The sequence below is a fragment of the Aidingimonas lacisalsi genome, assembly GCF_008079445.1.
Taxonomy (GTDB): Bacteria; Pseudomonadota; Gammaproteobacteria; order Pseudomonadales; family Halomonadaceae; genus Aidingimonas; species Aidingimonas lacisalsi.
Map to the genome: position 1 here is coordinate 140,552 of NZ_VRYH01000001.1, position 13,245 is coordinate 153,796.

Here is a 13,245-nt window from a genome sequence, read left to right on the forward strand (position 1 = left end):
ACCGAAAGGAGGGGCGACCCATGCGACTACTGCGTGGCCTTGAGCGTAATTTTGAAAGATATTTGGTAGCCGCCATTCTGCTTGTCCTGGTTGTCACTCTCATCGCGCAGGTGTTCTTCCGCTATATCATCGGAGCACCGCTGGTCTGGTCGGAAGAGCTGGCACGGTACCTGCTGATCTGGTGCACCTTCCTCGGTGTCAGTCTTGCGGTAAGAGAAGGGCGCAATATATCGGTCGACCTCGCCCCAGCGATGCTTGGCCCACGAACTGCGAAGTTCTTCGTCCTGGTCGCATTGGTTGGTTCCGCTATGTTCTTCATTCTCATGGTCTGGTACGGCATTCCGCTGACCCGGCGCATCGCCATGATCGGTCAGAGTTCCCCAGGTTTAGGGCTGCAAATGTGGATGGTCTATGCGGCTGTGCCCGTAGGATTAGGTCTGGCTCTACTGCGCTCGTTGCAGGCCGCTTGGCTGTTGCTGCGCAACTGGAACGATGAAGACACGGTCGGCCACATCGACCCAGTGGACAGCCGTCAGATCTAGGGAGATCATCCGATGCTCGCCGTTTATACGCTCATTTTCTTCCTCGTCATCTTGGCGCTGACAGTGCCGGTTGCCTTTGCTCTCGGTTATGCTGCGTTGCTGCCAGGCTGGCTCGGTGCCGCTACCAATCCAGGGCAAGTGGTACGCTCCATCGTCACCGCGCTGGACAGTTTTCCTCTGCTGGCAGTACCACTATTCATTCTTGCCGGCGAGATCATGACGCAAGGAGGGCTGGCACGGCGCCTGTTCTCCTTCGCAGACGCCGTGTTCGGACGATTCCGAGGCGGGCTCGCCATGTCATCGGTGGCTGCATGCATGCTGTTCGGCGCCATCTCGGGCAGTTCACCAGCCACTGTAGCAGCGATCGGTTCCATGGCGATTCCTCTACTCAACGATCGCGGCTACGACCTCCGTTTCTCGACCGCGCTAGTCACCGCAGCGGGGACTCTGGGCGTGATCGTTCCGCCCTCGATACCGATGATCATCTACGGCATGGCGGCGAACGTATCGGTATCCGCCTTATTCATTGGTGGCATCCTGCCGGCCATACTGGTGGGCGGTCTTCTGATGGTACATGCCCACATATATGGACGACGTCACGCCGACACGATCACCTCGACCGCAGGCACCATCAGCTTTTTCACAGCGCTGAAGGATAGTTTCTGGGCACTGCTCGCTCCGGTCTTCGTTCTCGGGGGGATCTACACCGGGGCATTCACACCCACTGAAGCTGCCGCCATTGCCTGTCTCTACGGGACCGTGATCTCGATGTTCGTATTCCGCGAATTAAACGTCAGCGGTCTGGGGAGGGTGCTGGTAAGAAGCGCGCTGACCATTGCGCCGATTCTGATCATAGCCGGCACCGGCGCAGCACTAGGACGAGTCCTGACCCTACTGCAGGTACCGGCAGCGATCGGCGATTTCATTGGTGGCGCCATCGACGAAAAGATCATGCTGCTTTTGCTGGTCAACGTCATTCTGATCGGCGTAGGCATGGTCATGGAAACATTGTCGGCAATCATCGTCCTAACCCCTATCCTGTTGCCGGTGCTTGCCCCCTATGGAATCGATCCCACCCACTTCGGCCTGATCATGGTCACGAACCTGGCGATCGGCTTCGCTACACCGCCGGTCGGCGTGAACATTTATGTGGCCAGCGGTATTACACGGCTTTCGGTCATGCAGATCTGCCGTGGTCTCGTCATCCCTGTCGCACTACTGATCGTGGGATTACTGATCATTACCTACTGGCCCGGGCTCACGCTCTGGCTACCGAGTCTCGGCGGATAGTCAACCCGCCGGACAACAACAAAAGGAAAGGGAGTAATGCAAATGAGCTTCAAGACATTGGCAACTGGGTCACTTCTGACGCTTTTGACTGCCACACCAGCAATGGCTCAAGAGTACACGATGATACTGGCCCATGGGCTTTCGGATACATCACACCCTCTGTATCAAACCTTTGAGAAAATCGCCGACGACATCGAATCCAATTCCGATGGTCGCATCGATGTACAACATCAACCAGGCGGTGCACTTGGTGGGGACCGGGAACTCATGGAGTCGCTGCTGCTGGGTGATATCCAATTCGTCCCGGTATCGACCTCCGGCGCGGTACAGTTCATTCCCGAATTCGCCGTCTTCGAAATTCCCTATATATTTCCTACCCAAAGCGAACCACTCCAGACGATTCTCAACGATAGCGAGTTCACCGACCGGATGAAGACCATCCTCACTGACCGGGGTCTAAAGTTCGGTGGCTTTTACAATGGTGGGTTCCGACAATTAACGACTTCAAATACGCCGGTACGCACGCTCGAGGATATTAGTGACAACGATCTCAGGATCCGTGTGCCGGAAAACCCTTATTCCGTTGCAATCTGGGAGGCTCTTGGCGCGGCTCCGACGCCAATCTCTTTCCCCGAACTGTATGGAGCTCTACAACAAGGCGTCGTCGATGGACAGGAAAACCCGTACGGCCATATCCTTTCCCAGCGATTCTATGAGGTACAGAACTACTTGACGACGACGAGCCACATCTTCCTGGCTAACGTCAATCTCCTCAACAAACAATGGTTCGATTCGTTGCCCGACGATCTCCAGCAGGTCGTCGACGATGCCCTTGCAGAGGCCGAAACATTCCAGTGGGACCTTCAGGATGAGATGTTGTCCCAACAGCGTGCCGAGTTGGAGGAATCCATGGAGTTTATTGATCTGGATACCGATGCGCTGGACGCCTTTCGCGAAGCCACGGCACCGATCGAGGATCAAGTGCGTGAAGACATCGGCGACGACATCGTCGACAGTCTCATGACATCCATCGAGAACACGACAAACTAAACGACGACCTTGTTCCCCATCTGTACAAGAGGCATGCCCGCTGCAAGGTAGCAGCGGTTATCGCACTCCGCCGTTGGCGGGTTGGCCCCCTTTGTCATGGCCGCTCTCATGAGCGGCCTTTGCTTGCCGGCGCCTATGCGTCGATGACGCCTCACTCGCCACCGGTACGACCGGAAGTTTCCAGCGAGGCGACAGACCCGCTTGGCGGCACCCATTTTGTTATGTTATAACTTAGCCGCTTTATCGGAGATTCATCACCATGGTGCACCACAATCACCGGCATCGCCCCGAGGGGCCCTGCCATTTTTCACTGATGTCCCTGTCGGCACGCCGCCGGCTGTTGCTGGTGCTGGCGCCACTGGCACTGCTGTGGCTGGCCGTGGCGTGGGCAGCGGGATGGTTAGCCTGATGTCACATTTGCAGCTTCACGACCTGCAGTTGGCGCAAGGCGGTCGCACGGTACTCGAACACCTTGAGGGCACCTTCGAGGATGGCGCGATCACGGCGCTGATCGGCGCCAATGGCGCCGGCAAGAGCACACTGATCCAGGCGATCATGGGCATGCTGACGCCCATTGCCGGCCGAATCGACTGCGATATCCCTCGCGAACGTCGCGCCTGGCTGCCTCAGGAGTTGCCGCTGGACCTGACCTTCCCGATGAGCGTGGAAGAGTTGATCATGACCGGCACCTGGCCGAGCCACGGCGCGCTGAAGGGCTATTGCGGTCCGCATTACCGACAGGCACGGGAGGTGATGAACCGGTTAGGCATCTCGTCGCTGGCCCACCGCCCGCTGGGCGAGCTCTCCGGCGGCCAGCGCCAACGCGCCCTGATGGGACGGACTCTGATGCAGGAAGCGGAATTGCTGCTGCTGGACGAGCCGTTCGCCAACGTCGACCGCGAGACCGTCGAGGTCATCACCCAGGTACTGCGCGACATGGCCGCCAATGGCACCACCATCATCGTGGTACTGCATGACCTGGAACAGCTCGCCCGTCTGGCCGACTGTGCGCTGGTGCTGGCCGACGGCCATGGTCGTTGGAGCACACCCGCGGAGCTTATCGAGCGCCAGCATGGCCATCCCATGCCGCAGACCAAACCCATTCTGCCCTTTGCCTTTCCGGATCCGTCTTGATGCTGGCTTTTCTCGATACTGTCTTCCTGGTTCCCTTCGACTACGGCTTCATGAAACGCGCGCTGATCGCCAGCCTCGCGTTATCCCTGGCGGCCCCTCCGCTGGGGGTGTTCCTGATGATGCGCGGCATGAGCCTGATCGGCGATGCCATGGCACACGCCATTCTGCCGGGTGTGGCACTGGGGTTTCTGCTGGCCGGTTTCTCGTTGCCGATGATGAGCCTCGGTGGCGTATTGTCCGGGCTGCTGGTCGCCGGCCTGGCCGGCAGTGTGTCGCAGATGACCGGCCACCGGGAGGATTCGGCCATGGCCAGCTTCTTCCTGATCTCATTGGCGGCCGGAGTCATGCTGGTCTCGGTCGGCGGCAGCAGCGTGGATCTCACCCATGTGCTGTTCGGCTCGATCCTTGCGGTCGATACCACCGCGCTGGTGCTGATCGCCGGTATGAGCAGTCTGATCGTGATGCTCATCGCGGTCATGTTCCGGGCGCTGGTGGTCGAGTGTCTCGATCCGTTGTTCCTGCGTGGCCAGGGCATCCGGAGCGGCTGGGTACATGGCCTTTTTCTCGGCCTGGTGGTACTCAACCTGACGGCCGGTTTCCAGACGTTGGGCACGCTGATGGCCGTCGGCCTGATGATGTTGCCCGCCACCACGGCGCGTTTCTGGAGCAAGCGGCTGGAAGGGCTGATCGGTATTGCCGTCATCCTGGCGCTCGCTGCCAGTGTGGGTGGGCTATTGCTCTCCTATCACCTGTCGCTGCCGTCCGGCCCCGCGATCATCCTGCTGGCCGGCGTCGGCTATGTCGTGTCGGCGCTGTTGGGACGTCACCACAGTCTACTGGCCAAGCACCGCCACACGGCCACCCCGCTCGATACCGGCGAGGCCGGTTGAGTCGTCACCCGCTTTGTCCAACACGCTTGCAAGGAGTCCCGATCATGTCGCACCGTTTCTCTCCAACCCAGCTTCTCGGCGCCGGGCTGCTTGCCATGACACCGGCACTGGCCCAGGCGGACATCAAGGTCACCGCCAGCTTCAGCATTCTGGCCGACATGGTCAGTAACGTCGGCGGCGAGCATGTCGAGGTCGACCCGCTGGTGGGCGCCAATGGCGATACCCACGTCTTCTCGCCCAGCCCCAAGCATGTCCAGGCGTTGGCCGACGCTGATCTGGTCGTGTTCAACGGCCTGCAATTCGAGGGCTGGATGGAGCGCCTGATCAAATCCAGCGATTACGATGGCGTATTGACCACGGCCACCGACGGCATCGAGGCGCTGGATTACAGCGACGGCGGTCACGATCACGACCATAGCCAGGGACATGACGATCATGATGGCCATGCCGCTCATGGCGATGCCGATCCTCACGCCTGGCAGGATCTATCGCTGGCGGTGACCTATGTCGAAAACATCCGGGATGGCTTGATCGAGGCCGATCCGGATCACGCCAGCGACTATCGCGATAACGCCGAACACTACATCGGCGAGATCAAAGCGCTGGACGACGAGCTCCAGACACGACTCGGCGACCTTCCCGCAGGCAGCAGCGTCGTTACCGGACACGACTCCTTCGGCTATTTCTCCGATGCCTACGGCATACGCTTCCTCTCCCCGTCAGGACTGTCCACCGAGGTCGATCCCTCCGCCTCGGACATGGCCGAGTTGATCGACCTCATTCGGGAACAGAACATCCAGGCCCTTTTTCACGAGAGCATGACCAACCCATCCACCCTGAACCAGGTCGCCGAAGAGGCCGACCTGACCATTGCCGGTACTCTCTACGCCGATGCCCTGGCCGAAACGGGAGACGCCAGCACCTATCTCGGCATGATGCGCCACAATGCCGACCTGCTGCATGCAGCCCTGGCCGATGCCGAGCCCGCCCCGGAGCATGCGGATCACCACGACGCTCATGACCACGGCGGCGACCACACACATGATCACGACCACGAACATTGAGCAAACCTCGCCGATTACAACTACGCTTCTAAACGGCTCGCATCACAAGCAGCCTAACTCGTCTCCTCGCATCAGCCGTGCCCGGCGTACCTCACCGGGCCATGACGACCAATGACAGGAGGAAATAATAATGACGGATGCACCTCGGCTCGCCATGCTCAAAGCCCATTTGAGTCGCCGTAACTTTCTCGGTGCCGCCGCAGCGACAGGCGCTGCCGCCGCGCTCAAGCCAACCGGCCTGCTCGCCCAGGACGACAGGCCGTGGGATGGCTCACTGGTCTCCTACCCCGATCCAGCCATCGAGGTGATCGATGACCGCTTTGCGCCCTACCGGCTGGCCAATGCGGCTGTCGAACGGCTCGCCACCGGTTTCCGCTGGGCGGAAGGGCCGGTCTATTTCGGCGACGGCGGTTACCTTGTCTGGAGCGATATCCCCAACAACCGTCAGATGCGCTGGCTCGAAGCCACTGGCGAGGTCAGTGTCTTCCGCGAACCGTCGAACTTCTCCAACGGCAACAACCGCGACCGCGAAGGCCGGTTGTTGACCTGTGAACACGATACTCGGCGCGTCACCCGTACCGAGCACGACGGTAGCGTCACGGTGATTGCCGACGAGTACGACGGCAAACCGTTCAATGCGCCCAACGATGTCATCGTCCACCCCGATGGCGGTATCTGGTTCACCGACCCGGGCTACGGCATCCTCATGAACTATGAAGGGCATGTCGACGAGTTCGAACTACCGGAAGCCGTCTACCGGATCGATCCGGACAGTGGCAAGGTGGAAAAAATGGCGGAAGTCGAAAAGCCCAACGGTATCGGCTTCTCCCCCGACTACTCCACGCTTTACGTCTCCGACACCGGCGGCACTCATACCGAGGGACATCCCCACCAGATCCTGATGTGGGACGTTGTCGACGATGGCACCCGCATCACGAATGAAAGGCAATTCACCGATGTCGGCGCCGGTTTCGTCGATGGGTTGGCCGTCGACGTGGATGGCAATCTCTGGTGCGGTGCCATCTTCGGTGGTCTGTTCGATGCCGACGATCACGATGGTGTGCACATCTACGCCCCCGACGGCGATCTGATCGGCAAGATTCACCTACCCGAGCCCTGCGCCAACCTGTGCTTCGGCGGCAAGCGCCGTAACCGGCTGTTCATCACCGGCAGCCAGTCGCTCTATTCGGTCTACGTCGAGACACAGGGCGTGGCAGTGTGGGCCAACGATAATTGAGCGGCCCCCTCACTCCTTGATCGACACGTGACAGGCGCCATCTTCGGATGGCGCCTATTTTATGGGACGATGCCTGGCATGATCGGAGCGCCTGGATACGCGAGGCAAGGCCATGCTCGAACTGTGTGATGTCAGCAAGTCTTACGCGACACCTCAGGGGCCGTTGTCGGTACTCGCCGGTATCAGCTTGCGCCTGCCCGCTGGAGATAGCCTGGCGTTGATGGGGGAATCCGGCTGTGGCAAGTCGACGCTACTGCACCTGGCAGCCGGCCTCGATGTACCGGACAGCGGCCGGGTGATACTGGCCGGCCAGGCCCTGGACACCCTGAGCGAGTCACGGCGTTCGGCGTTGCGTCGTCATCGCCTGGGGCTGGTATTCCAGGCATTCCATTTGGTGCCCAGCCTCTCGGTGAGCGACAACCTGCGCCTGCAAGCGCGTCTCGCCGACCGCGAAGATTCCGCCTGGACCGACGAATTGCTGGGCCGCCTGGGGCTTATCGGAATGCGCGACCGCTATCCCGAGCAACTCTCCGGCGGGCAGCAGCAACGTCTGGCCATCGGCCGGGCGCTGGCGGTACGTCCCGACTTGTTACTGGCCGATGAACCCACCGGCAATCTCGATGAACGCAGTGCCGACGAGGTGTTGACCTTGTTGCTGGCGCTGGTCGCCGACAGTGGTTGTGCGCTGCTGATGGTGACCCACAGCCCACGCGTGGCTGCACCGCTGAACCATTGCCTGCGCCTCAGTCACGGGCAATTGATGGAGGCCACACCGTGAGCCTGGCCGCCTATCGCACCGCTCTGCTCACGTTACTCTCGCACTATCGCCGTCATCCCGGGCAACTTGTCATGCTGCTCGTCGGCTTGTGGGTGGCAAGCGCGCTCTGGAGTGGCGTACAAGCGATCAATGCCTCGGCACGTGACAGCTATGCCCGGGCCGAAGCGCTGTTCAGCCAACAACTCGACCGTATCGAGCGGCGCGATGGGCAGCCATTGCGTTACGAGGACTTCCTGACATTGCGGCGCGACGGCGCGCCCGTTTCCCCGATGGTCGAAGGGGAGGTCGAACTGGCGGATGGCACCCGGCTGCCGGTACTGGGTATCGACCCGCTGACACTGCCCGAAGGCGGCGGCCTCGGTGCCGCGCAAGCGAGCGAAACGCTGCTCCGCTTCCTGCGTCCGCCCTACCGTACCCGTGTCGCCCCCGAAACCCTGGCGACGTTATCCGCCGAACCTGGTGCCACCCCGACACTCGCGTCTGGCGGCACGATGCCGCCACTGGCGACCGACCGGACGCTGCCCCCCGAGCTTGCCGTCATGGATATCGCCGCCGCCGTGGTGCTGCTCGAAGCGTCCGGACCGAGCCATCTCGTCATTGCGCCAGAGGCGACACTCAGCCTTCCCGATGAATGGATCCGGCACTCGGCCGACAACCTGACAGCCCCTGGCCAATTGACCGACAGCTTCCACCTGAACCTGACCGCCATGGGGCTACTGGCACTGGTCGTGGGCTTGTTCATCGTCCATGCGGCCCTCAGCCTGACCCTGGAACAGCGGCTGGGCTTGATGCGAACCCTTCGGGCCCTGGGGCTGCCGGGACGCCCCTTGGTCGCGCTACTCGCCACCGAATTGCTGATTCTGGGACTGGTCGGTGCGATGGCTGGGATTGCCAGCGGCGTCTGGCTGGCACAATGGCTGCTGCCCGATGTCGCCGCCAGTCTACAAGCCCTTTACGGGGAACGCCTGGGTGATGAACTGTCGCTGCCCTGGTATTACTGGGCAGGAGGACTGACCGTCACACTAGGCGGGCTCCTGACCGCCGGAGCCAGTTCACTGTGGCACGCGGCGCGGCTCGACATCCTGGCCATGGGACGCAGTCAGGCATGGCATGGGCGCTTCCAGCGGCAACTCACCGGCATGGCAGTGGCGGGTGGCCTGCTATGGTTGCTCGCCATAGGACTCGGGGGATGGCTTCACCAGCTGCCACCGCGGGCAGGGTTGACGCTGGGGTTCACCATGATCGCCGCCGCGCTGTTGGGTAGTGCGTTATGGCTGCCACCGTTGCTGGCCAGTCTCCTGGCTGTGCTGGCGAGAACCCTCCGGCACCGGCCCCTGGCACAGTGGGCATTCGCCGATGTGAACTTGCAGTTGCCGCGTTTGTCAGTCGCGATGATGGCGTTACTCATTGCACTGTCGGCAAACCTTGGCGTGAGCAGCATGGTCGACGGTTTCCGTTTGACGTTTCTTGACTGGCTGGATCAGCGCCTGGTGGCTGACCTGTACCTGCGCCCGCCCGCGGATCGCTACGAAGCAGTCGCCGATTGGCTGCGCGAACGCGACGGTATCGACGCCCTGTTACCGACACGAGACAGCGAGACCCGACTGATCGACACGCCAATGCAGTCAACCGCTCAGCCCGTCGGCCTATACGGTGTCACTCCCCATCCGCGTCTGCGGGAGCGTTGGCCGTTGCTCGACGCCATAAGCAACGACCCTTGGCCGGCCTTTCAGCAAGGCGCGGTGATGATCAACGAACAGTTGGCTTTGTCCTCTGCCCTGTCACCGGGTGAGACGCTGACTCTGCGTACGCCTCAGGGCCCCCGGGCCTTCCAGGTGGCCGCCGTGTATGCCGATTACGGTAACCCGCGTGGCGAGGTCATGCTGACGACAGAGCGATTGATCGAGCGATTCCAGGCGCCGCCAGGCTCGATCGGCCTCGTGCTTCCTCCTGGCCGGGCCACCGATATCAGCGCGCTACGTGACGAGCTGAGCCAGCATTTCGGCATCAGCCGCGACAGCCTGATCGACCAGGCAACACTCAAGCAGCAGTCGCGAACGATCTTCGAACGGACTTTCGCCATTACGCGTGCCCTGAATGGCCTCACACTGGGCGTCGCCGGTATCGCGCTGCTGACGAGCCTGCTGGCACAGGCACCACAGCGGCGCCGACAGTTGGCCCCACTCTGGGCTCAGGGGGTGTCACGCCGTCGCTTGACCGGTATCGGATTATGCCAGCTCGGCGGCACAGCTCTGATCACGGCGTGCCTGGCCGTTCCCCTCGGTTTGGCGCTAGCCTGGAGTTTAGTGGCCAAGATCAATGTCGCGGCTTTTGGTTGGCGTCTGCCGTTGCATGTATTCCCGGAACACATCGCCACGACCCTGGTCCTGGCAGTCGCTGTCACCCTGCTGGCGGCCCTGCTGCCGGCCTGGCGATTGTGGCGCCTGCCCCCCGGACATCTACTGAGAGAGTTCGACGCCTCATGAGGTTCACACGATTGCGCAGGCTGGTTACCTCGCGCCGGGTATGGCTCACGATCGGCTTGCTCGTCATGCTCGCATTGGTCCTGCTGCTCCAGCAGCGAAGTGATGATTCGCCCCCGGAAAGTTTCGCCGGTCTCGGGGAAGAAACGGAGACGTTCGCCAGGGCCGAGCCCAGTCATCAATTGCGTTTCCCGGACGATCACGGCCCGCATCCGAATTATCGAATCGAATGGTGGTATCTCACCGCCAACCTGCACGACACCCAGGGCGAGCCGCTGGGCATACAGTGGACGCTATTCCGCCAGGCACTGGCCTCCCCCAACGACGAGACGGCAGGCGATAACGGCGATTCACCATGGACGACCGACCAGCTATGGATGGCACATGCGGCTCTTTCCACCCCGGATTCGCATTGGCTCGACGAACGTTTCGCCCGCGGCAAGCCGGCCCCGGACCAGCAGGGCCAGGCAGGTGTCGAGGCCCAGCCGTTCGCGGCCTGGCTGGATAACTGGCAACTCAGAAGCCGCGCACCAAATGGCGATGGCCTCGATGCGCTGACCGTGTCCGCCCGCGGTATCGATGACGACAGTACCTTCGGCTACCGCCTTGATCTCACGGCAGAAGGTCCACTCGTGCTGCATGGCGACAATGGCTTCAGTCAAAAGACCGCCGATGGCCAGGGCTCCTTCTACTACAGCCAGCCTTTTTACCGAGTCGAGGGACAGGTGGAGATCGATGGCGAGATACGCAACGTCAGCGGGCAGGCGTGGCTCGATCGCGAATGGAGCAGCCAGATCATGGGACCGACTCAGCAAGGATGGGACTGGTTCTCGCTGCATCTGAACGATGGCCACAAGCTGATGGCCTTCCGTATGCGCGGAGGCGGCGACGACGGCGAGGATTATCTCTCCGGCAGTTGGATAAGCCCCGATGGCGATGTAACCGACCTGGCCAATGACACCATCGAACTGATCCCGACGGAACATAGTTCGGTAGCCAAACGCGAGATACCCACCCAATGGCAACTACGCCTGCCCGGCCAGGACCTGGACGTAACCGTGGAGGCACGCAACCCCGAGCGCTGGATGGACACCGTCTTCCCCTACTGGGAAGGCGATGTCACCGTGGAAGGGAGCCACTCGGGAGTCGGCTATCTCGAGATGACTGGCTACTGAATGGGCGCACAGACGTGAAACGGCTTACCCGTTGCTCAGGCGGATTGCTCGGTGCGAAGCAATGGGCAGGTTTGGCAGTATGAGGCTGGACAAGTGGCCTGGAAGTACAGGCAACACGTCCTTCGAAAACGTACGGCTCGCCCATCGCATAACCGGGTGCGTGGAAACAGGAAATCCTGTAACGGATTGAAGGCGAGTCCCAGTTGCGATGGCGCGGCCTCGACCAGGAAGGAAAAATCACTCTCGCATCGCGCCTGCGCTGCACGATCCTCGAGGGTCGTCAGACGTCGCTCATAGAGCGAGTAGACACGTACCGCGGTGTTTTCCCATAGCATGCGACGAGGCACACCGCTTACCTGGTGGAGGATGCTCCAAAGCGGCGCTAATAGGTCGGCAAACAGTGTGCGGACGATTGCCTGGCGGGCGCCCTCGCGATTCGCATCGCCCAATGGATAGCCCGTCGTATCGTGAAGCGGTAATACCGACGTCCAGCGAGTTCCATCATGTGAGCAATCTATCAGACAGTTCGCCGGCGACAGATCCAACCCTCGATTGCAGGCCGACAAAGCATACAAGCAGACTCCCGTCGTCAAAAAGGAAAGCCGCTTGCAGAGGAGCGAGGCGGTCACTCGGCGAGTCGGCGAGCCGATGAGAGGCCCCAGTTCATCCAACAATGACCGACAATATGCCGGTGTCGTAAAGGCCTCGACAGCCAAGGCACACCCATTGGAGGGAGCCTTATCTTGCAATCCCAGGGTTCCGGTCAGAAACGCCCACTGCGCCTCACTGAAGTGCATGACGTTACTCACCCCGGGACGTCCTTGCCGAAAGGAATGCATAGTGGCGTATTGAAAAACGGATCATCAATGATCCGACATGTCAGGTTGAATACCTCCTTGACCCGCTCTTTGGTAATCACCTCTTTAGGGGCTCCCTGGACATGTACGCCCCCCTGGCGCACGGCTACGATGTGATCGGCGTAGCGACATGCCAGGTTCAGATCATGCAGTACCATCACGATCGTTTTGCCTTCGCGACGGTTGAGATCCCGCAATAGATCCAGCACTTCCATTTGATGGGTCAGATCCAGGAAGGAGGTCGGTTCATCCAGGAGCATCAACGGTGTGTCCTGTGCAATGGCCATCGCAATCCAGGCACGCTGACGCTGACCGCCGGAGAGCGTATCGACTGCGCGTTCGGATAATGTGTTCAACCCCGTGTGTAACAGGGCTCGCTGCACCATGGCCTCATCCGCCTCGGACCACTGTTCGAACCAGTTCTGATGAGGGTGACGCCCGAGCCCGACCAATTGCCGGACGGTGATGCCTTCTGGAGCCTCGGGCTGCTGTGGCAACAGTGATAACGACTTCGCCACCGTGCGCGTTGGCTGACGATTGATCGCTTTCCCGTCAAGACAGACCCTGCCTTCCCACGGTTCGATCAGTCGAGCCAATGCCTTGAGCAAGGTGCTTTTGCCACAGCCATTACTGCCCACCAGAACCGAGATGGCACGCTCAGGCAGCGTCAACTCGAGTCGATCCAGAATCACCTGACGCTGGTACCCTAGCGTCAAGGCGTGTGCAGACACTGTCGTCATGTTCG

Annotated in this window: 13 protein-coding genes; 11 read left to right on the forward strand and 2 right to left on the reverse strand. The window is 60.9% G+C overall.

Going from position 1 to position 13,245, the window contains the following annotated elements; translation table 11 throughout:
* Positions 1 to 20 precede the first annotated feature (20 nt).
* The 11 genes from FVV99_RS00630 (at position 21) to FVV99_RS00675 (ending at position 11,643) form a co-directional block, all read left to right on the forward strand.
* Positions 21 to 542, forward strand: coding sequence for a TRAP transporter small permease (locus tag FVV99_RS00630; protein WP_161598940.1), 522 nt, complete (start codon positions 21 to 23; stop codon positions 540 to 542).
* Positions 543 to 554: 12 nt separating this feature from the next.
* Positions 555 to 1,832, forward strand: coding sequence for a TRAP transporter large permease (locus FVV99_RS00635; RefSeq protein ID WP_148252078.1), 1,278 nt, complete (start codon positions 555 to 557; stop codon positions 1,830 to 1,832).
* Positions 1,833 to 1,874: 42 nt separating this feature from the next.
* The gene (locus tag FVV99_RS00640; protein WP_161598941.1) at positions 1,875 to 2,882 is read left to right on the forward strand and encodes a TRAP transporter substrate-binding protein; all 1,008 of its coding nucleotides are present in this window, start codon (positions 1,875 to 1,877) and stop codon (positions 2,880 to 2,882) included.
* 259 nt (positions 2,883 to 3,141) lie between these two features.
* Positions 3,142 to 3,291, forward strand: a complete 150-nt coding sequence (locus FVV99_RS18610) for a hypothetical protein (protein ID WP_201744995.1) — start codon at positions 3,142 to 3,144, stop codon at positions 3,289 to 3,291.
* Positions 3,291 to 4,016 carry a metal ABC transporter ATP-binding protein gene (locus tag FVV99_RS00645; protein WP_148252080.1) on the forward strand — a complete coding sequence of 242 codons (726 nt, stop codon included), beginning with the start codon at positions 3,291 to 3,293 and terminating at the stop codon, positions 4,014 to 4,016. The genes FVV99_RS18610 and FVV99_RS00645 overlap by 1 nt, the downstream gene beginning before the upstream one ends.
* Complete coding sequence (locus tag FVV99_RS00650) at positions 4,016 to 4,906, forward strand: metal ABC transporter permease (RefSeq protein ID WP_148252081.1); 891 nt, start codon at positions 4,016 to 4,018, stop codon at positions 4,904 to 4,906. Before FVV99_RS00645 ends, FVV99_RS00650 begins: the two co-directional genes overlap by 1 nt.
* Positions 4,907 to 4,950: 44 nt before the next feature.
* Positions 4,951 to 5,970 (forward strand): metal ABC transporter solute-binding protein, Zn/Mn family, encoded by a 1,020-nt coding sequence (locus FVV99_RS00655; RefSeq protein ID WP_148252082.1) that lies wholly within the window; start codon positions 4,951 to 4,953, stop codon positions 5,968 to 5,970.
* A gap of 130 nt (positions 5,971 to 6,100) precedes the next feature.
* A complete protein-coding gene (locus tag FVV99_RS00660; protein WP_201744996.1) occupies positions 6,101 to 7,207 on the forward strand; it encodes an SMP-30/gluconolactonase/LRE family protein in 1,107 nt (368 codons plus the stop codon).
* Positions 7,208 to 7,319: 112 nt separating this feature from the next.
* Positions 7,320 to 7,985, forward strand: a complete 666-nt coding sequence (locus tag FVV99_RS00665; protein WP_148252083.1) for an ABC transporter ATP-binding protein — start codon at positions 7,320 to 7,322, stop codon at positions 7,983 to 7,985.
* On the forward strand, positions 7,982 to 10,471 hold the full coding sequence (locus tag FVV99_RS00670) for an FtsX-like permease family protein (RefSeq protein WP_236645247.1): 2,490 nt from the start codon (positions 7,982 to 7,984) through the stop codon (positions 10,469 to 10,471). Before FVV99_RS00665 ends, FVV99_RS00670 begins: the two co-directional genes overlap by 4 nt.
* On the forward strand, positions 10,468 to 11,643 hold the full coding sequence (locus FVV99_RS00675; RefSeq protein WP_236645248.1) for a lipocalin-like domain-containing protein: 1,176 nt from the start codon (positions 10,468 to 10,470) through the stop codon (positions 11,641 to 11,643). Before FVV99_RS00670 ends, FVV99_RS00675 begins: the two co-directional genes overlap by 4 nt.
* A 35-nt stretch (positions 11,644 to 11,678) precedes the next feature.
* Here the strand turns inward: FVV99_RS00675 and FVV99_RS00680 are convergent, their stop codons facing one another.
* The gene (locus FVV99_RS00680) at positions 11,679 to 12,452 is read right to left on the reverse strand and encodes an IucA/IucC family C-terminal-domain containing protein (protein ID WP_201744997.1); all 774 of its coding nucleotides are present in this window, start codon (positions 12,450 to 12,452) and stop codon (positions 11,679 to 11,681) included.
* On the reverse strand, positions 12,449 to 13,240 hold the full coding sequence (locus FVV99_RS00685; RefSeq protein ID WP_148252084.1) for an ABC transporter ATP-binding protein: 792 nt from the start codon (positions 13,238 to 13,240) through the stop codon (positions 12,449 to 12,451). The genes FVV99_RS00680 and FVV99_RS00685 overlap by 4 nt, the downstream gene beginning before the upstream one ends.
* Positions 13,241 to 13,245: the final 5 nt, after the last annotated feature.